This window comes from Dongia sp. agr-C8, from assembly GCF_054658695.1.
This window is the reverse complement of the sequence record NZ_BAAGHZ010000004.1, coordinates 440,334-458,968: the sequence shown is the minus strand read 5'-3', so window position 1 is coordinate 458,968 and position 18,635 is coordinate 440,334. Positions and strand designations below refer to the sequence as shown.

At 64.5% G+C, this 18,635-nt stretch carries 16 protein-coding genes; 1 reads left to right on the top strand and 15 read right to left on the bottom strand.

Annotated elements, in window-relative coordinates; translation table 11 throughout:
* Nucleotides 1-53: 53 nt before the first annotated feature.
* The 8 genes from frr to dnaE all read right to left on the bottom strand — a co-directional run bounded on the left by frr (nt 54) and on the right by dnaE (nt 11,038).
* Nucleotides 54-611, bottom strand: coding sequence for a ribosome recycling factor (gene frr, locus ACYQ4T_RS22435; protein WP_459858828.1), 558 nt, complete (start codon nt 609-611; stop codon nt 54-56).
* Nucleotides 612-655: 44 nt separating this feature from the next.
* Entirely contained in the window at nt 656-1,405 is a 750-nt protein-coding gene (gene pyrH / locus ACYQ4T_RS22430) for a UMP kinase (RefSeq protein ID WP_459858827.1), read from the bottom strand.
* A gap of 117 nt (nt 1,406-1,522) precedes the next feature.
* Nucleotides 1,523-2,416, bottom strand: coding sequence for a translation elongation factor Ts (gene tsf, locus ACYQ4T_RS22425; protein WP_459858826.1), 894 nt, complete (start codon nt 2,414-2,416; stop codon nt 1,523-1,525).
* Between the two features lie 94 nt (nt 2,417-2,510).
* Nucleotides 2,511-3,302 carry a 30S ribosomal protein S2 gene (gene rpsB, locus ACYQ4T_RS22420; protein ID WP_459858825.1) on the bottom strand — a complete coding sequence of 264 codons (792 nt, stop codon included), beginning with the start codon at nt 3,300-3,302 and terminating at the stop codon, nt 2,511-2,513.
* 244 nt (nt 3,303-3,546) lie between these two features.
* Nucleotides 3,547-4,695: a hypothetical protein gene (locus ACYQ4T_RS22415; protein ID WP_459858824.1), complete on the bottom strand. Its 1,149-nt coding sequence runs from the start codon at nt 4,693-4,695 to the stop codon at nt 3,547-3,549.
* Between the two features lie 8 nt (nt 4,696-4,703).
* Nucleotides 4,704-6,203, bottom strand: coding sequence for an MBOAT family O-acyltransferase (locus tag ACYQ4T_RS22410; protein ID WP_459858823.1), 1,500 nt, complete (start codon nt 6,201-6,203; stop codon nt 4,704-4,706).
* A gap of 15 nt (nt 6,204-6,218) precedes the next feature.
* Entirely contained in the window at nt 6,219-7,478 is a 1,260-nt protein-coding gene (locus tag ACYQ4T_RS22405; RefSeq protein WP_459858822.1) for an MBL fold metallo-hydrolase, read from the bottom strand.
* Nucleotides 7,479-7,612: 134 nt separating this feature from the next.
* Entirely contained in the window at nt 7,613-11,038 is a 3,426-nt protein-coding gene (gene dnaE, locus ACYQ4T_RS22400; protein ID WP_459858821.1) for a DNA polymerase III subunit alpha, read from the bottom strand.
* A 256-nt stretch (nt 11,039-11,294) separates the two neighbouring features.
* Here dnaE and ACYQ4T_RS22395 point away from each other — a divergent pair, with 256 nt between their 5' ends.
* Complete coding sequence (locus ACYQ4T_RS22395) at nt 11,295-12,050, top strand: sulfite exporter TauE/SafE family protein (RefSeq protein ID WP_459859202.1); 756 nt, start codon at nt 11,295-11,297, stop codon at nt 12,048-12,050.
* Here ACYQ4T_RS22395 and ACYQ4T_RS22390 read toward each other — a convergent pair.
* The 7 genes from ACYQ4T_RS22390 to ACYQ4T_RS22360 form a co-directional block, all read right to left on the bottom strand.
* Entirely contained in the window at nt 12,047-12,784 is a 738-nt protein-coding gene (locus tag ACYQ4T_RS22390; RefSeq protein WP_459858820.1) for a peptidase, read from the bottom strand. The genes ACYQ4T_RS22395 and ACYQ4T_RS22390 overlap by 4 nt on opposite strands.
* Before the next feature lie 13 nt (nt 12,785-12,797).
* A complete protein-coding gene (locus ACYQ4T_RS22385; RefSeq protein ID WP_459858819.1) occupies nt 12,798-13,628 on the bottom strand; it encodes a transglutaminase family protein in 831 nt (276 codons plus the stop codon).
* Nucleotides 13,629-13,697: 69 nt separating this feature from the next.
* Nucleotides 13,698-14,639 carry an alpha-E domain-containing protein gene (locus ACYQ4T_RS22380; RefSeq protein WP_459858818.1) on the bottom strand — a complete coding sequence of 314 codons (942 nt, stop codon included), beginning with the start codon at nt 14,637-14,639 and terminating at the stop codon, nt 13,698-13,700.
* The gene (locus ACYQ4T_RS22375) at nt 14,633-16,045 is read right to left on the bottom strand and encodes a circularly permuted type 2 ATP-grasp protein (protein ID WP_459858817.1); all 1,413 of its coding nucleotides are present in this window, start codon (nt 16,043-16,045) and stop codon (nt 14,633-14,635) included. Before ACYQ4T_RS22375 ends, ACYQ4T_RS22380 begins: the two co-directional genes overlap by 7 nt.
* Before the next feature lie 170 nt (nt 16,046-16,215).
* A complete protein-coding gene (locus tag ACYQ4T_RS22370) occupies nt 16,216-16,749 on the bottom strand; it encodes a DUF488 domain-containing protein (RefSeq protein WP_459858816.1) in 534 nt (177 codons plus the stop codon).
* Nucleotides 16,750-16,829: 80 nt separating this feature from the next.
* Nucleotides 16,830-17,279 carry a DUF411 domain-containing protein gene (locus ACYQ4T_RS22365; protein ID WP_459858815.1) on the bottom strand — a complete coding sequence of 150 codons (450 nt, stop codon included), beginning with the start codon at nt 17,277-17,279 and terminating at the stop codon, nt 16,830-16,832.
* Nucleotides 17,280-17,356: 77 nt separating this feature from the next.
* Nucleotides 17,357-18,577: a DUF3047 domain-containing protein gene (locus ACYQ4T_RS22360; protein ID WP_459858814.1), complete on the bottom strand. Its 1,221-nt coding sequence runs from the start codon at nt 18,575-18,577 to the stop codon at nt 17,357-17,359.
* Nucleotides 18,578-18,635 lie beyond the last annotated feature (58 nt).

Sequence of the window (18,635 nt, the reverse complement as noted above, 5' to 3'; positions counted from 1 at the left end):
CGGTCTCCTTGCTGGTGGCGGAAAGCGGCTTGGCCGTGCCGGTTTGATTCACGTCAGACCTGCAGAATCTCTTTTTCCTTGGCGGCCAGGGCGTCGTCCACCTTCTTCACATGCTCGTCGGTGAGCTTCTGCATCTGGTCGGTCAATCCGTGATGCTCGTCCTGGGAGATCTTCCCGTCCTTCTCGAGCTTCTTCAGGGAGTCCATGCCGTCGCGCCGCACGTTGCGGACGGCGACCCGCGCCTGCTCCGCATATTTGTGGGCGATCTTTGAGAGTTCCTGACGGCGCTCGCGTGACAATTCCGGGATCGGAACGCGCACCGTGTTCCCATCGGCGGCGGGATTGAGGCCGAGACCGGCATCGCGGATCGCCTTCTCCACCGCCCCCACCATGCCGCGGTCCCAGACCTGGACCGTGATCATCCTGGGCTCCGGCACGTTGATGGTGCCGACCTGGTTCAAGGGCATGTCCTGGCCATAGGCGGAGACATGCACCGGCTCCAGCAGGTTTGCCGAAGCCCGGCCGGTGCGCAGTCCGGCGAACTCCTTGCGCAGCGCTTCCAGGGCGCCGTCCATGCGGCGGCTAAATTCGTTCAGTCTCGCGTCAGCCATTTCCGGTTATCCCCCAATCATCGCGGGCACAAGGATTCCATGGTTCAAGCGGCGCCCTTCATCGGCTCGCCGATGGTGGTGCAGCGACCCCGGCCCTGCAACACCTCGGCCATCATGCCGTGCGTGTGGATCGAGAAGACGATGATCGGAATGCGGTTCTCGCGGGCGAGCGAGATCGCGGCCGCGTCCATCACCTTCAGATCGCGCGACAGCACCTCGTGATGCGTCAACGTCTCGTAGCGCTCGGCCTTGGGGTCGAGCTTCGGGTCGGCGCTGTAGACGCCGTCCACCTTCGTGCCCTTCAGCAGCGCCTGGCAGCCCATCTCGGAAGCGCGCAAAGCCGCCGCGGTGTCGGTAGTGAAATAGGGGTTGCCGGTGCCGGCGGCGAAGATCACCACCCGACCCTTCTCCAGGTGCCGGATCGCCCGGCGCCGGATATAGGGCTCGCAGATCGACTGCATCGAGATCGCCGACTGCACCCGGGTCACGACCCCGGCCTGCTCCAGCGCGTTCTGCATGGCGAGCGCGTTCATCACCGTCGCCAGCATGCCCATGTAATCGGCCGAGGCGCGCTGCATCCCCTGGGAGGCGCCGGCGATGCCGCGGAAGATGTTGCCGCCGCCGATCACCAGGCAGCATTCGACGCCCATCTCGGCGACCTGCTTCACTTCCTCGGCAACGCGATTGACGGTCTGGGGATCAAGGCCGAACTCCCGGCTTCCCATCAAGGCTTCTCCGGAAATCTTGAGAAGCACCCGTTTGTAGAGAAGTCCCGGTTTTGCTGGCCCTGCCATCGCTGCCCCATCTCCACCGTTAAGCCGGCGCCGGCGTGAACTGCCGCCGGCGCCGAGTCCCGCTTCGGGCTCCCTTATACCACGGGACCCGCCGACTCGAAGGACCGCAGACGCCGCTTAGGCGGCGTCCGCCTGCTCCTTCGCAATGCCTTCGCCGAGCGCCATGCGCGCGAAGCCAGTGATCGCAACCGGCGCGCCGATCTCCTTGGCGGCCTTCTCGACGACCTGCTTCACGCGGCTCTCGCCGTCGATGACGTAGAGCTGCTCCAGCAGCACCACGTCCTCGTAATACTTCCGCAGCCGGCCCTCGACCATCTTGGCGATGATCTCTTCCGGCTTGCCGCTGGCGCGGGCCTGCTCGGACAAGACCGCGCGCTCGCGGTCGAGCTCGGCCTGCGAGACCGACTTGATGTCCAGCGACGACGGGTTGGCAGCGGCGACATGCATGGCGATCTGCTTGCCGAGTGCGGCCAGCTTCGCCTTGTCACCGGTCGATTCCAATCCGACGAGCACGCCGATCTTCCCCATGTTCGGGACGGTGGCGTTGTGCATGTAGGTCGCGACCACGCCGTCCTTCACGGAAACCGTCGCCATCCGGCGCAGGTTCATGTTCTCGCCGATCGTGGCCACCAAATGCGTCAATTTTTCGGCGACGGTCTGACCGTCCGAAAGCTTGGCGTTCTTCAGCGCCTCGATGTCGCCGGCGTTGAGCGCCTGCGCCGCGGCGGCCGAAACGAAGCCCTGGAACTGGTCGTTCCGGGCGACGAAATCGGTCTCGGAATTGACCTCCAGCAGCACGCCCTTCTTGTCGCCGGAAACGACGGCGACCAGGCCCTCGGCGGCGACGCGGCCGGCCTTCTTGGCGGCAGCGGCAAGGCCCTTCTTCCGGAGCCAGTCGACCGCCTGCTCGAGGTTGCCCCCGTTCTCGGCCAGCGCCTTCTTGCAGTCCATCATGCCGGCGCCCGAAACTTCGCGCAGTTCCTTGACCAGCGCGGCGGTGATCTCGGCCATGGTTTATCTCCTCAAATCTCGATGTTGATCACGTCAGAAGCGGCGGACCGGAGCCTCATCAAGCGCTCCGAATCCGCCGCTGATGACGACATATTTAGTTCGCAGCGGCGGCTTCGCTACCGGCGGATTCCGCAGGCGGGAGCTGCTCAGCCGGCAACTCTGCCGACTCGCCGATGTCCCGGCCGGTGGAGATCGCCTCCTGCTGCAGACCGTCCAGCACCGCGCCGGAGAACAGGTCGCAATAGAGCTGAATGGCGCGGATCGCGTCATCGTTCCCCGGAACCGGGAAGGTGATGCCGGCCGGCGAGGAATTGCTGTCCAGGATCGCCACCACCGGGATGCCGAGCTTGTTGGCTTCCTGGACCGCGATCGCTTCCTTGTTGGTGTCGATCACCACCAGGATGTCCGGCTGGCCGCCCATGTCCTTGATTCCGCCCAGCGCCCGGTCGAGCTTGTCGCGGTCGCGGGTCATCATGAGCTGCTCTTTCTTGGTCAGGCCGCCCACTTCGCCGCTCTCCAGCTTCTCGTCGATGTCGCGCAGGCGCTTGATCGAGTTGGAGATGGTCTTCCAGTTGGAGAGCATGCCGCCCAGCCAGCGGTGGTTGACGTAGTACTGGCCGCAGCGCTTGGCCGCGTCAGCAACCTTGTCCGAAGCCGCCCGCTTGGTGCCGACGAACAGCACGCGGCCGCCGGAGGCGGCGACGTCGCGCACGGCCTTGACGGCCTGGTCCAGCATCGGGACGGTTTGCTCGAGGTCGATGATGTGGATGCCGTTGCGGACGCCGAACAGATAGGGCGCCATCTTGGGATTCCAGCGGCGGGTGTGGTGACCGAAGTGCACGCCAGCTTCCAGCAGCTGGCGCATCGTGAAGGATGGCAAAGCCATTGTTTTAGTCCTTTTCCGGTTATGCCTCTGCGGGTGGAGTGACCCAGTCAATGACTGAGCACCGGAGCGTGGTCTGCCGGGATTTCTCCCCGACAGCGCGCGCACCCGCATGCGTTTTCAAGCGCGGCCTAAGTAGTGGATAAGTGCCGGGAAGTCCAGCGGGATTCCCGCACTGCGGCAGGCTGTTGACCAGCTCTTACGCGACTGCCGTAATGCTTTAGAAACAATTAGTTGATACCAATACTTACGGAGCCGCCGCGGCCGTGGCAACGCCCACCTTGTGGACCGAGCCGGACCGCAGGTGCTGGTCGTCGGTGAAATCGCTGCGGCTGAGACCGAAGGCCTTGGGATCGAACGAGCCCATGACGTCGGCGCGGGCGGCCGCGGCCAGTCGCCGAATGGCCGGCTCGACCTCCCTCAGGCATTCACAGACCAGGGGGGCACCGCATTCCCACACCTTGGGATGGAGTGGCGTCATAACGACCGTGACCTTCTTGCCCATCCCGCTGAGACCGATCAGGGCCTGCATCATTTCCTGACTTACGGCCGGGTCGATAAAAGGCTCCTTGATCCGGGCGGCCCCGGCTCCGATCTCGGCATCGTCCGGCGTGGGCTTGAACTCCGCCGGCAGGCCCATGCTCCCGTCAGGACGCAGCACCGTGGTGGTCTGGAGATCGGCCTCGGTCAACGGCTTCAGATCGAAGTCCTTCTGCCCGGTCTTGAACAGCCGCTTCAGGCCTTTGAGGTTGTTGTCGAAGTAACGAAAGCTGAACAGCGGCGAGAAGAAGTTGTCGATCGGGACGGCGCCGATCTTTGCATAGACGTCCGGCGAGAGGCCGAAGGTCTCTCGCGCCTTCAGGAAGGCACCGGCGTTCTTCTGCCACTTCTTGTGCATCTCGCGCTGGAAGGTGAAGGCGTCGATGTTGATGAAGACATGCTTGGTGTTGGGATTGGCGGCGGCGACGCCCAGCATGGTCAGCAGGTCCTCGTAGGACGCGCTGATCAGGGCGAGATTGTCCATCCGCTTGCAATCGGCCGCGAGGATCGGATTGTTGTCCCGGCGGAACATCATCACATGGCTGGAGCCGATCATCAGGCAGTCGGCGGTCGAGGTGCTGCCCAGCAGCAGCTTCACCGGCCTATCCTCCTCCGAGAAGGGGACGCCGATTTCGGCCCCGCGGGCGGCCTCGACATAGGCGCGGACCACGCGATCCGAGGCACGATTGCCGCGCTGGAAGACGTCGTTCACGTCGATGAAATAGTTGATTCCGCCGACCGCGCCGATAACCGCAACCGCAACGAGGGCGAACAGGGCCGCATAGCCCACCAGCCGACGCCGCGACGGGATCTCGGCGGTGACGTTCTCCGGATTGGCAGCCTGCTGATACGCCATGCCCCGGCCTAGAACTGGAAGTACAGGAATTCGGATTGCCACCCGAAGATGGCAATGAAGGCAAGCCCGAACAGCAACGCGTAGGCAAACGCCCAGCGCAGCTGCGGCCGCCAGCGCAGTGCCCGTGCCACGATCCATTCCCGGAGCTGCAATTCCGAGGGGAAGAGCGAGGGCTGGTATCGGGCGAAGAGCTCGGTCGTGTTGGGAGCCAGGAAGGCAATCACCGCGGCAATCACCACCGGCCACCAGCCGTCCAGCAGCAACTCCTGGAAGCGCGGCATGTCGAAGGCGCCTTCGCTCCACGGCGCGAACATCGAGGCGATCATGTTGCTGGCCCCGGTGAAATCGGCGGCGCGGAAGAACACCCAGCCGATCGTCACGGCCAGCATGGTCAGGAGCCAGCCGAACAGGGTCCAGGCCCTCCCCTTCGGCCGCCGCTCGCCCAGCGCCAGCACCCAGAGCCGGTGCACCACCAGAAAGAGGCCGTGCAGCCCGCCCCAGACCACGAAGGTCCAGGCGGCGCCGTGCCACAGTCCGCCGATCAGCATGGTCAGCATCAGGTTGATGAACTGCCGGGTCCGGCCATGGCGGTTGCCGCCGAGCGGGATATAGACGTAGTCGCGCAAGAAGCGGGACAGGGTCATGTGCCAGCGGCGCCAGAACTCGGTGATCGATGCGGCCCTGTAGGGCGAGAAGAAGTTGACAGGGAGCTTCAGGTTGAAGATCCGCGCCAGCCCCACCGCCATGTCCGAATAGGCCGAGAAGTCGAAGTAGAGCTGGAAGGTGAAGGCCAGCGCACCCAGCCAGGCCTCGGAGAAGGTCAGCGGTTCGTGGGCGTTGACCGCCGTGAAGATCGGCACGGTGATCTGCGACAGAGCATCCGCGATGACCGTCTTCTTGAACAGGCCGAGGCTGAAAATGGAAACGCCGGTCACGATGTTGAGGAAGACCGGGCGACTTAGCCCGGCCTGCCGCAGCTGCGGCAGCATCTCGTTATGATGGACGATCGGGCCGGCGATCAGCTGCGGGAAGAAGGTCACGAACAGGCAGTAGTCGAGCAGGCTGGTCCGCTCTGCCCTCCGCCGATAGCAGTCGGCCAGATAGGCGATCTGCTGGAAGGAATGAAACGAGATGCCGAGCGGCAGGATGATCGCGGCCAGGACGAACTCGGTGCCGCCGAGCGCGTTGACCGTGTTGACCAGGAAATGCGCGTATTTGAAGTAGCCGAGCACGAACAGGATCACGGCGATGGCCGCCGCGGCGATGGCTTTGCGGGCGGTGTCGCTCCAGCGCGCGGACAACAGCAGTTGGCCGACGATGTAGCAGAACACGATCTCGGCCAGAATCAGGAGCAGGTAGACCGGCATCCACCAGGCATAGAAGATGCAGGATGCGGCGATCAGGACCAGCTTCGCGGCGGAAGCCCCGGCGAACCGGCCGAGCAGGAAGAAGGCAAGCGCCGTTGCCGGCAGGAAGACGCAGATGAACTCAATCGAATTGAAAAGCATCGCTTCAGTCGGCCGTCACACGTGCAGGCGGTCGAGCAGGCGGTAGACTTCCGGGCGATACCCCTCCGGCGTCCGCCGCGATCGATAGTGCGATCCGACTTCCGCGTTGTTCCAGTGGTAGAGGCCGCTCAGCAGCCCGAAGAAATAGCGCACGTCGATCTCGATCTCGCACCGGGGTTGGAGATGGGATACGTCCTTCAAGCGCTGGACGGGTCCGTCTTCCGCGACATTGAAGCACAAATAACCGTCCTGGTCGCTGGGCGCGAAGCATAGCCAATAGGGCTGACGCACCGGAACCCGGCGCTTGGCTGCCCGCTGTGCGGTTTCCAGGAGCGGCAGGAGCGGCAGATGCCGGCCTTCCGTGAAATGCAGCTCCCGTTCGTAGTCATAGCCGGCAAACGGCAGCGCGGTCAGATAGGCTTCGACCTCCGCCGGGTCATATGGCCTTGTGCGGACCGCCGATGCCTCGCCGGTTTCGGTATCGTAGTAGGCCTGCCCACCATCGGCGAGAACGACGCTTTTGTCAGGGTAGAGCGCAGCCGCCTCGGTGGCGTCGGTCGTGCCGCGCAGGTGATTCAGCCCGGCCAATGGACCACCGAGGTAATACTGGCCGGCATAGGGGATGACCTTGCGCGGATCGAGCGCGCGCACGTACCGCGTATACAGGTTGAGGAACTGCTCGCGCTTGCCCGCGACTGCGCGCTCGAGTTCGGCCTGGTTCTCGAAGGCAAAGGTCTGCGGAAACGGCCCCGCGCCGGAATGCGGAATCAGCGCAACCTCGATGGTGGAGCCGGCACAAAATTTCAGCAGCGCTTCGATCTGAACCGGGTCGAAGGGATTGTCGTTCATGGCGACGATCGCCTGACCGCGATGTGTCACCGCCATCGCGGTATCGATGTTCACGATGGCGCTGGTATTCGGAACGATACCGACCCGCGTTCCGCCGAATGCCATTTCGTCGACGATCAGGGGCTCGAAGCCGTCTCGTCGCATCTTCCGCAGCAGGAAGGCCGGCTCCTGTTCGGCGATGACCAAACGCGCTGCCGGATAGGCGTCAAGGTATCGATGCAGGAAAGCCGGATCGTAATGGTCCGGATGGATGTGGGAAACATAGATGAGATCAGCCGGCCCGATCGTGGCCACGGGATCTTCAATCTTCGGATACTGATACCAGGAGCCGTCATAGGCGCCCTGCGTGAACCAAGGATCGCACAGGATCCTCACATCCGGCGTTTCTATGGCGATGCAAGCCGAGTAAATGTATCGGATGCGCATGTTCGGCTGAACAAAATTGCAAGTTGTGCAGCTTTATAGCTTTCGACGCCGCAATTTTGAAGGGATTCTTCCGGACCGCGGGCGGACTTGCTGGTTGTGAGAATTTTCCTACTCCGACTCGCGACAGCCGGCGCTCAAGCGTCCTGAATATCCATCACCCCGGGCACCGCCTTGATCGCACTGCGGACCGCGCCGGAGATGGCGAATCCGCCCTTGATGGTCAGGTCCGTCTCCCAGCCGAGATCGGCCAGATCCAGGGATATCTGCACCTTGCCCTTCCCCTTCCCGGCCCGGTCGAGAATCTGCTTGATGCCCGAGACCGGGGTCGGGTCGCGCAGGAAGATCTTGAGGCCGGCTGCGGTCGCGGCGACTGCATTGTCCAGCCCCTGCGCCTCGGCCACCATCAGCCGGAGATTCTCCTCTTCGCTCCGCACATCCACGGTCAGCAGCAGGGCACGGCCGGGTTCCAGCAGCTCGCGATACTCGACCAGCCGCTCGGAGAAGATCGTCGCCTCGTAGATGCCGGAGGCGTCGGTCATCTGCACGAAGGCATAGCGGTTGCCCTTCTGCGAGGTGCGCTCCTGCTTGCCGACCACGATGCCGGCCATCTTCGCGCGGGTGACGCCGCGCTGCTGCAGCAGCTCGGCATAGGAGACGACCTGCAGCCGCTTCAGCCCCATGCCGTAGGAATCCAGCGGATGGGCCGAGAGGTAGAAGCCGATCGCCGAAAATTCCTGCTGCAGCCGCTCCATCGGCGGCCAGTCCATGACGGACGGCAGGGTCAGCCGCACCGAGGCTGCATCGCCGAACAGGTTGTTCTGGTCCGAGCCCTTGGCGTCATGGGCGGCGTTCGACTGCCGCAGCATCTGCTCGACGGAATCGTAGACCTGCCGGCGGTTGCGGTTGAGGCTGTCGAAGGCGCCGGCGAGAACGAGGTTCTCCAACTGGCGCTTGTTCAAGCCCTTGGGGTCGATCCGCTCGCAGAAATCCTCGAGCGACTTGTAGGCGCCGCTTTTCTGGCGGGTCTCGAACATCCCCTGGACCACGCCGGCGCCGACATTCTTGATCGCGGCCAGCGCATAGCGCACGGCGAAGCTGCCGTCCGGCAGTTCTTCCGGCGCGAAGGTCGGCTCCGAACGGTTGACGTCTGGCGGCAGCAGCTTGATGCCCAGCCGCTGCAATTCCTGGCGGAAGACGTTGAGCTTGTCGGTGTTCCCCATGTCGTAGGTCATGGAGGCGGCGAAGAACTCGACCGGGTGGTTGGTCTTCAGCCAGGCGGTCTGGTAGGCGACCAGCGCATAGGCCGCGGCATGGCTCTTGTTGAAGCCGTAGCCGGCGAACTTGTTCACGAGATCGAAGATCTCGCCGGCCTTCTCGGACTTGACGCCCTTCCCGACCGAGCCGTCGACGAAGGTCTTGCGCTGCGCCTCCATCTCTTCCTTGATCTTCTTGCCCATGGCGCGGCGCAGCAGGTCGGCGCCGCCCAGCGAATACCCGGCCAGCACCTGGGCGATCTGCATCACCTGTTCCTGGTAGATCATGATCCCGTAGGTCTCTTTCAGGATCGGCTCCAGGCTCGGGTAGAGATAGTCCGGCTCTTCCTTGCCGTGCTTGCGGTTGATGAAGCTCGGGATGTTGTCCATCGGGCCGGGGCGGTAGAGCGCCACCATGGCGATGATGTCCTCGAAGCGGTCGGGCTTCAGCTTGCGGATCGCGTCCCGCATGCCCGAGCTTTCCAGCTGGAAGATGCCGGTCGCCTCGCCGCTGGCCAGGAGCTGGTAGGTCTTCGCGTCGTCGAGCGGAATGTGGTCTATATTGAGCTCGATCCCGCGCCGCTTCAGCAGCTTCACCGCGGTCTGGATGACGGTCAGCGTCTTCAGGCCGAGGAAGTCGAACTTGACCAGGCCGGCCTTCTCGACGTCCTTCATGTTGAACTGGGTGACCGGCATATCGGAACGGGGGTCGCGGTAGAGCGGCACCAGCTCGTCCAAGGGCCGGTCGCCGATCACGACACCCGCCGCATGGGTCGAGGCGTGTCGATAGAGGCCTTCGAGCTTGACCGCGGTCTGCATCAGGTTGGCAACCGCGGAATCCTCCTTGATCGCCTGTTCCAGCGCCGGCTCGCCGGCGATCGCGTCCTTCAGCTTGACCGGGTTGGCCGGGTTGTTCGGGATCAGCTTGCAAAGCTTGTCCACCTGGCCATAGGGCATCTGCAGCACGCGGCCGACGTCGCGCACCGCCGCGCGGGCCTGCAGCTTGCCGAAGGTGATGATCTGCGCGACCCTATCATGGCCGTATTTCTGCTGGACGTAGCGGATCACCTCGTCGCGGCGGTCCTGGCAGAAGTCCACGTCGAAGTCCGGCATGGAGACGCGTTCTGGATTCAAGAAGCGCTCGAACAGCAGGCCCCATTGCAGCGGGTTCAAGTCGGTGATGGTGAGTGCCCAGGCGACCACCGAGCCGGCGCCCGAACCGCGGCCGGGGCCTACGGGAATGCCTTGCGCCTTGGCCCATTGGATGAAGTCGGCGACGATCAGGAAGTAGCCGGCAAAGCCCATCTGGATGATGACGCCGAGCTCGAATTCCAGCCGCTCGCGATAGGGCTTGGCCGCCGCCTCGTCGAGCCCCATCACCTGGAGCCGCGCATCGAGGCCTTCGCGCGACTTCTGCCGCATGATCTCGATCTCGTCGCCCTTGTCCGAGAAGGGCGGCAGGATCGGCTTGCGGCTGGGTGGCATGAAGGCGCAGCGCCGGGCGATGATCAGCGTGTTGTCGCAGGCCTCCGGGATGTCGCGGAACAGCCGCCGCATCTCGCCCGCCGACTTGAAGCGGTGCTCGCGGGTCACGCGTCGCCGGTTGCTCTCGCCGACATAGGTCCCCTCGGCGATGCAGAGCAGCGCGTCATGGGCGAGATACATTCCCTCGTCGGAAAAGTAGACGTCGTTGGTCGCAACCAGCGGCAGATCGAGCTTGTAGGCGAGGTCGATCAGCGCCGCTTCAATCCGCTCTTCGATCTCGGTGCCATGGCGCATCAGCTCCACATAGAGCCGGCCCGGGAACAGGGTCATCAGGTGCTGCAAGGCCGCCTCGGCCGCTTCCCCCTGCCCGTCTCCCAGCAGCCGACCGACCTGGCCCGAAGGAGCGCCGGTCAGCGCGATCAAGCCATCGGTATGACCTGCGAGATCGGCGAGCGCGATATGCGCGACGGTGCCCGGCTCGCTGGCGATGAAGGCCTTGGAGGAAAGCTTCATCAGGTTGCCGTAGCCGGCCTCGTTCTGGGCCAGCAGCAGCAGCCGGTCCGGCGCCGGCTGCCTCATCGCATTCTTGTCCTGGTCCGGCCGCGCGATCCCCAGCAGGCAACCGGTGATCGGCTGCACGCCGGCATCCTTGGCGTAACCGGCGAATTCCATGGCCCCGAACAGGTTACCGGTGTCGGTCACCGCCACTGCCGGCATCTCGCCCCGCTTCGCCAGCTCCGCCAGGGCCTTGGGCGTGATCGCGCCCTCCGACAGCGAATAGGCGGAATGGACCCGGAGATGGACAAAATCGGCGTGCGGCATTGGGGACTCGAGCAATCAGTTTGATGATCGATCTTATCCCCTCCCCCAAGATTGGGGGAGGGCTAGGGAGGGGGTTGATGCAGCAGCGCTGTGGATAACCGAGACACATCTGGATGATCCAGCGCTGTCACGTCATGATGAAAAAAGAATCTGGGATCACCCATCGCATCTGCGAAGACAGCCTTCACGGCTGCATCAACCCCCTCCCCACCCTCCCCCGATCTCGGGGGAGGGAAATGAAAAGAGTGCCGTCGTGATGGATTTCCTGCCCAGCCTGGATCACGCCTTCTGGATCGTCGCCGGCCTCGCGCTGATCGCCGGCGCGGTGCGCGGCTTCGTCGGCTTCGGTGCGGGCATGATCATGATTCCTTTCGTCAGCGCGCTCTACGGCCCGAAGATCGGCGCCACCTCGATTCTGGTCGCCGACGGCATCCTCACCATCCCCTATATCCTGAAGTCGATCCGGATCTGCGAGCCACGCACGGTGGCACCGGTCGCCTTCGGCGCCGTGCTGATGATCCCGGTCGGCGCCTATCTGCTGACCACGGTTGACCCGACGCCGATCCGCTGGGCCATGGTGCCGATCATCGCCGGCCTGCTCGCGATCACGCTTTCCGGCTGGCGCTATCACGGCATCCCAAAAGTCGGTGTCTCGCTGACAACCGGCGCCACCTCCGGCTTCCTCTCCGGCCTGATCCAGCTCTCCGGTCCGCCGGTCGTGGTGCTGTGGATGTCAGGGCCGTTCCCGCCGCAGACCATCCGGGCCAACATCTTCGTCTATTTCGCGGTGACCAGCCTCGTCGCGGTTGTCTCCTACGCCTTGGCCGGCGTCTTCACCCGGGACCTGATCCCGGTGCTGGTGCCGATGATCCCGTGCTATGCGGTGGGACTGGCGATCGGCGGCCGCTTCTTCGGCAAGGCGGATCCGAAACTCTTCCGCCGCGTGGCCGTAGTGCTGATCGCGCTCGCGGTTGTGGTCAGCCTGCCGGTGCTGGATCCCTATCTGCGCTAGTTTCTATAGGGCGGCTTGGGAATGGCGAGATGCGCCTCGCGCAGCGCCTCCGACCAGCGGTGGCGGAGATCGGAGAAGTAGTGATCCTCCGCGTCGATCCGGTAATTCAATTCCGGCTTCAAGGTGTCGCGACGCAGCACCAAGACGTCGATCGGCAGCCCGACGCCGAGGTTGGAGCGCATGGTGGAATCCATCGAGATCAACCCGATCTTCAGCGCGTCGTAGAGCTCGCTGTCATAAGTGACCGCGCGGTCGAGCACCGGCTTGCCGTATTTATGCTCGCCGATCTGCAGGTAGGGCGTGTCGGCGGTGGCCTCGATGAAATTGCCGGCGGCGTATATCATGAACAGGCGCAGGCGGCGGCCCTTGATCTGGCCGCCCAACAGCAGCGCGATGTCGAAGTTGGAGTTATGCTGCTCGAGGCTCGGGCCATCGACGCGGTAGACCTCGCGCACCGCCTGCCCCACCATCTGCGCCGCATGAAACATGCTGGTCGCCTTGGAGAGAGTTTCGGTCTCGCCGGTCTCGGGATTCGAGAAACCTTCGCTCAAGAGCCCCAGCACCGCCTGAGAGATCGAGAGATTGCCCGAGGTCGAGATCGCCAGCATCCGGTCCGGTCCTTCGAACAGGTGCAGTTTGCGGAAGCAGGCGATGTTGTCGATGCCGGCATTGGTGCGGGTATCGGAGATGAGGACCAAGCCTTCCTTGACCAGGAGGCCGACGCAGTAGGTCATAGCCGGATCGACTCTAGCCTTGTTGCTGTTGCTGCGCAGTTTGATCGACCGTGACCGCGACCGCCAGCTTTTCGTCGGACCCGCCGACCTGGGCGCCCCGGACCGGCGCCGCCCCCAGGTAATCGAGCCCGATCGCGACCCGGACATAGGAATCGGTCGGCGAGATCCCATTGGCTGGGTCGAAGCCGACCCAGCCCAACTCGCCGACATGCGCCTCGACCCAGGCATGTCCCGCCTCCTGCGGCGTCGCCATGTCGGTGCGGAACAGATGGCCGGCGACATAACGGCAGGGAATCCCGATCGCCCGCGCGGCGGCGATGAACACATGGCTCAAGTCCTGGCAGACCCCGCGGCCGGCCTGGAAGGCCTCGACGGCGGAGGTCCCGGAATCCGTCGCGCCCACTTCGAAGATCATATGGTCGTGGAGGTCGACCAGCAGCTTGTGCAGCCGGTCGAGCGGACCGTTCCTGGCCTTCCCGGCGGCCGTGCGGGCGAAATCAATGATCGCCGCATCGGGCTTGGTGAGCGCGGTCTCGCGGAGATACAGCGCCGCCGGGAAATGCTCGGTCGCGCCGCGCACGATGCCGGCGGTGTCCTGGGTCTCGACCTCGCCATCGACCGACAGGCTGAACTGGGCGAACTCGCCCGAGGCCGAGAGCACATGGATGATGTTGCCGAAAGCATCCTCGCGTTGCCGCAAGACGCCGCCATGGTCGAGGTCGATCCGCCAGCGCCGGACATACTGGCCTTCGTGATCGCGCGGCGTCAGGCGCAGGATCTGGATCACGGACTGCGCCGGACGGTCGTAGGTATAGGCGGTTTCGTGATGGATGCGAATGCGCATGCTTATGATTCCCTTCCCCCGACTTCGGGGGAGGTTGGGTGGGGGTGCCACGCAATGATTCTATCCATGCTAAGCCAGGTATTGGGAGCTGATCGCCGAGCCCACCTTGTTGTTGTCCCCGATGAAGTTGGTGATGAACTCGTGCAGACCGCTCTGGAACACCTGCTCGATCCTGGTGGCGCCGAGCTGGCGGTTGATGGCGCGCGCCGAGCGCTGCGCCGGCCCCGCGCGGTTATAGGCGCCGGCGATCTCGTCCAGGTTGGCGACGATGTTCGAATAGCAGGCGGCGAGCGAGCGCGGCATCTGCTGATTGAGGATCAAGAGGTCGGCGATCAGCCACGGTTTGAGACTCTCGCGGTAGACCCAGTGATAGGAGGTGAGTGCCGAGACCGCGCGCAGGATCGCCGCCCATTGCGAATAGTCGATGCCGCCGCCGACTGTGGTGTCGTCAGGCAGCAGGATGTGATACTTCACGTCGAGGATGCGGGCGGTGTTGTCGGCGCGCTCGATGAAGATTCCAAGCCGGGAAAACCAATAGGCGTCGTTCCGCAGCATGGTGCGATAGCCGGACCCGTCCACCAGCAGCGAGATCTGCTTCACCCAGGCAAGGAATTTCGGCAGCGCGTTCGGCGCCAGCGCGGCGGGCTTAAGGCTTTGGAGCTCAAGCCAGGCGCCGTTGATCGCGTCCCACATTTCGCTGGTGAGCGCGGTGCGGACCGCGCGGGCATTGGTGCGGGCGATCTCGAAGCATTTGACGATCGAGGCCGGGTTGTGCGGCGAATTGATCAGGAACTGCGCCACCGTCTCGCCGGTCGCGATCTCGTGATGCTCGTGGAAGATCGGACCGCAGCCGGCGGTCGCGATGGCGCTCTCCCACTCGTTGTTCTCGCCGACATAGGAGGTCGGCAGCGAAGAAAGCCGCGCCGCCGCCTCGATGGTGCGGGCCAGGTAGTCGGCGCGCTCGATGTAACGGGAGAGCCAGAACAGGCTGTCGGCGGTCCGGCTCAGCACTCGATCACCCAGGTATCCTTCAACCCGCCGCCCTGGCTCGAATTGACCACCAGGGATCCGTCGCGCATGGCGACGCGCGTCAGCCCGCCCGGCACGATCCGCACACCGTCGGAACCGCTCAGCACGAAGGGGCGCAGGTCGACATGGCGTGGCGCCACCCCGCTCTCGACGAAAGTCGGGCAGGTCGAAAGCGACAAGGTCGGCTGCGCGATGTAACCCTCGGGATTGGCCTTGAGGCGAGCGCGAAAAGCCTCGGTCTCCGCGCTGCTCGCATGCGGGCCGACGAGCATGCCGTAGCCGCCGGAGCCGTGGGTCTCCTTCACCACCAGCTCGCCCAGGTGATCGAGCACGTATTGGAGATGCTCGGCCTCGCGGCAGCGCCAGGTCGGCACGTTCTTCAAAATCGGCTCTTCGCCCAGGAAGAACCGGATGAGGTCGGGGATGTAGCTGTAGATCACCTTGTCGTCGGCCGCCCCGGTGCCGATCGCATTCGCCAGCGTCACGTTGCCGGCCGCGTAGGCGGCGAACAGCCCGGGCACGCCGAGCGCACTGTCGGGGCGGAAGGTCAGCGGATCGATGAATTCGTCGTCGATGCGGCGGTAAATTACGTCGACCCGCTTCGGCCCCTCGGTCGTCCGCATATAGACGACTTCGTCCTTCACTTGAAGATCCCTGCCCTCCACCAGCTCGACGCCCATCTTGTCGGCGAGGAAGGAGTGCTCGTAATAGGCCGAGTTGTACTGGCCGGGCGTCAGCAGGGCGACGGTCGGATCGGAAGCGGAATTGCGCGGCGCCACCGAGCGCAGCGAGGACAGCAGCTCATTGGCATAGTTTTCGATCGGCGCCACGCGGTGCTGGCCGAACAGCTCGGGCATCAGGCGGATCGAGATCTCCCGCCCTTCCAGCATGTAGGACACGCCAGACGGTGTCCGGGCATTGTCCTCCAGAACGTAGAAATCCTCGGCATCGACCCTAACCACGTCGATGCCGCCGATATGCACATAGACCCCGTGCGGCACCTCGATGCCGGCCATCTCCGGGCGATAGGCCGGGTTCTGCCACACCAGGTCCGGCGGCACGATGCCGGCCTTGATCGCGCTCTGCGCGCCATAGACGTCGGCGAGATAGAGGTTGAGGGTCTTCACCCGCTGCTCGAGGCCCCGGGCGAGATGTTCCCATTCCGCGCGCGAGATCACGCGGGGCACGATGTCATAGGGGATGATGCGCTCTTCGCCCTGGGCGTCGCCGTAGACCGCGAAGGTGATGCCGCCGCGGCGAAAGAACAGCTCGGCCTCGAGCCGGCGCTGCTGCAGCTGCTCGCGCGGCACGGCATCCAGCCAGGCCGCGATCTTTTCGTAGGGCGCGCGGACCTTCCCCGCGGCTTCCGTCATCTCGTCAAAGGCCACCCGCGCTTCCCCTCCGCGTCAGTCCTTCGGCCATGTAGCATGCCCCGTGCCGAACTCATTATCTTTTATTGTCAGTGGGTTGACAGTCTCCACGCCCCGGAGGGACTGCTGCATTTTTGGGCATTGTGCACCGGAAACCCACCGGCGGCCATCGAATTGGCCGGCACGGTCTACTGTACCGGATACTGAATCCGCGCTCCGGCTGGTACCGCGCCGTCGCTCAGCCTTGCCGGTTCAACGCGGTCATTGGCCATCAGGTGATAGACGCTTCGACCGGCGTTGAGGAGATAGTCGGCGACGATGCGGCGATGGCACCGCCACCAGACCGCTTCCGCGCACATGATGGCCGTGCGCCGTTCCGCGGAAACCTGGAGCAAACGCTCGAAGCCCGCTTGGAACGCCGCAGACAGGGCATAGTCCGCATAATTGTGGAAACTGACATTGGTCCAGAAGCCGTTGACGTCCGGCGCGACTTCGGACTTCTTGCGCAGGCCGCCCAGTTCGCCCATGCGCAGGTAGCCGATTTGAAAGTGCTTCAGTGCCTGCGGCAGGCGGTCCTCGTTGTATTGCGGATTGGTGCGCGAACGCGGCATACGGCGGATATCGACGACAAGCCGTGCCTCGCCGGCCCGAAGCAATGTCACGAATTCCGGAATCGTGCGTGTGGAATGCCCGATAGTGAATACGGGCAAATGATCCGCCATCTCTCACCTTCCCGTTGAAACGGACCAACGCCCGTCCGGCAGGCGGGTTGCGACGCGGCGCAGGCTGGAAGATCGCAGGCCTACTCGGCCAGAAATACCACGGGTGCGCCCTCGGCGAGCTCATAGACCACCAGGGGCGCCGTCTTCTGCCCGCTCATGCCGGGGGAGCCCATGGGCATGCCCGGCACCGAGATGCCTTTGATGCCGGGTCGTTCGGCGAAGAGCTTTGCGACCGCTGCCGCCGGCACATGGCCTTCGATCACATAGTCGCCGCCGAGGATCGTATGGCAGCCGAAGAGGTGCCGCGGAATGCCGAGCGCCTGGCGGAAGGCGTCGAGATCGGCCGCGTGCTCCACGTTGACGGTGTAGCCGTGCTCCCGGAGATAGGCCGCGTGCCCCTCGCAGCAGGCGCAGCTCGGGTGCTTGATGAGTCGCAGCGAGGGTCCAGCCGATGCCTTCGCCGGCAGCAGCCCACCGAGCGCGACCATTCCCAAAAAGGCCTGGAGCAGATACCTGCGGTTCCCGTTCACGGCGTTCTTGCTAGCATCCTTCGCCGCGCGGGTCCATGCGGCGGCAAACCGCGCCGCGCGCTGGCAGCATCACGTTTTCAAAGTTTCAACGTCGTCGCCCCCGGCTGGGAGATCTGCATAGCGCCGAAACGGGCCGAGCCCGGATGGCGCTGGAACAGCGAAACTCCCAGCAGCCAGATCCTGGTTACGGTCTTGGCCGCGCCGCCGATATGCTGCTTGTAGTCTTCGTAGATGTCGCGCTCGTCGCTGACCCATTTGCCGAGATCGGCCTGGCCGCTGCGGACCGCCATATGCGATTCCAGCGGCGTCCAGCGCGGGATCGGGCAGCGGAAGGCCTCGCCGACCGGCAGGCTGCAGCTCCAGAAATAGGTCAGGTCCTGGCCGTCGTCGAACTCGGCGGCGATCGAGAGATAGTCGTGCGAGGTCAGCTGGTTTTCCGGCAGCCGCGACGGCAGCTCCTCGACGATCCAGTCCCAGCTGAGTTTTGTCCCCGGCTGCAGCGCGATATCGACCTGGCGCTGCAGGATCCCGGCATTCTTCAGCGGCTCGACGGCGATCGTGCCGTTGCCGACGTCGTTGAAGATGACCGGGCCGCCGCCCAGCATGAAGAAGTTGTGCCAGTTCGCCGGCAGCTTGCGCGGCGAACGCAGGCGCGCCAGTTCCGCCGCGACCACGCCATCGACGTCGCCATGGCCGAGCAGGCTTTCCAGCCCCGCCTGCGCGCTGCCGCGCCAGACCAGCGCCATGCCGTAGATATGCGCGTCGGCCTTGGCATAGGCCTCCTTGGGCACCGCGAGCTCGCCCTTGTCGTCCTGGAACTCGACCAGCGAGCGCGCCATCTCCAGCGGACCGCTGGCGACCGCGGTCATGGTTCCCGTATTGGCCATCGGATTGAACATCGGGCGGCTGCCGCGGGTGCGCACGTGAAAGGCAACCCCCGGCTCGACCCAGAGGTCTTGCTCCCGTGCGAGCCACACCCGGCCGCCGAGCAGGAAGGTCGCCGCCTGGCCCTTCTCCAGGCTAAGCCCGAGATCCTTCCACGGCAGCTCGCTGCCGGTGAGCTCGAAGACCCGGACCTCGCGGAGCTCCGGCGACTTTGCCCGAGCGACCAGCGCCTGCAGCCCGTCGATGAACTCCGCGCGGTCGAGAAAGCTCATGCCCATCGCCCGGCGATCGAGGATGAGCGTGGCGAGCGGCGCCGTGAGCCCGAGCGCCGCGAGCCGCTTCATCATCTCGCGGCGGTTGCTGCCCTCGGCAGGATTGTGGGAACAGCCGGCATGGTGAGGCAATGTGCACATGGTGACCCCCTCGACGTTATGAATGTCGGCAATGGACGCGGGGCAGAATAGGCCACAG

Excerpts from the sequence above, each read along its gene's own strand:
- frr (WP_459858828.1), bottom strand. The coding sequence starts at position 611 with ATGGCTGACGCGAGACTGAACGAATTTAGCCGCCGCATGGACGGCGCC.
- pyrH (WP_459858827.1), bottom strand. The coding sequence starts at position 1,405 with ATGGCAGGGCCAGCAAAACCGGGACTTCTCTACAAACGGGTGCTTCTC.
- tsf (WP_459858826.1), bottom strand. The coding sequence starts at position 2,416 with ATGGCCGAGATCACCGCCGCGCTGGTCAAGGAACTGCGCGAAGTTTCG.
- rpsB (WP_459858825.1), bottom strand. The coding sequence starts at position 3,302 with ATGGCTTTGCCATCCTTCACGATGCGCCAGCTGCTGGAAGCTGGCGTG.
- ACYQ4T_RS22415 (WP_459858824.1), bottom strand. The coding sequence starts at position 4,695 with ATGGCGTATCAGCAGGCTGCCAATCCGGAGAACGTCACCGCCGAGATC.
- ACYQ4T_RS22410 (WP_459858823.1), bottom strand. The coding sequence starts at position 6,203 with ATGCTTTTCAATTCGATTGAGTTCATCTGCGTCTTCCTGCCGGCAACG.
- ACYQ4T_RS22405 (WP_459858822.1), bottom strand. The coding sequence starts at position 7,478 with ATGCGCATCCGATACATTTACTCGGCTTGCATCGCCATAGAAACGCCG.
- dnaE (WP_459858821.1), bottom strand. The coding sequence starts at position 11,038 with ATGCCGCACGCCGATTTTGTCCATCTCCGGGTCCATTCCGCCTATTCG.
- ACYQ4T_RS22395 (WP_459859202.1), top strand. The coding sequence starts at position 11,295 with ATGGATTTCCTGCCCAGCCTGGATCACGCCTTCTGGATCGTCGCCGGC.
- ACYQ4T_RS22390 (WP_459858820.1), bottom strand. The coding sequence starts at position 12,784 with ATGACCTACTGCGTCGGCCTCCTGGTCAAGGAAGGCTTGGTCCTCATC.
- ACYQ4T_RS22385 (WP_459858819.1), bottom strand. The coding sequence starts at position 13,628 with ATGCGCATTCGCATCCATCACGAAACCGCCTATACCTACGACCGTCCG.
- ACYQ4T_RS22370 (WP_459858816.1), bottom strand. The coding sequence starts at position 16,749 with ATGGCGGATCATTTGCCCGTATTCACTATCGGGCATTCCACACGCACG.
- ACYQ4T_RS22360 (WP_459858814.1), bottom strand. The coding sequence starts at position 18,577 with ATGTGCACATTGCCTCACCATGCCGGCTGTTCCCACAATCCTGCCGAG.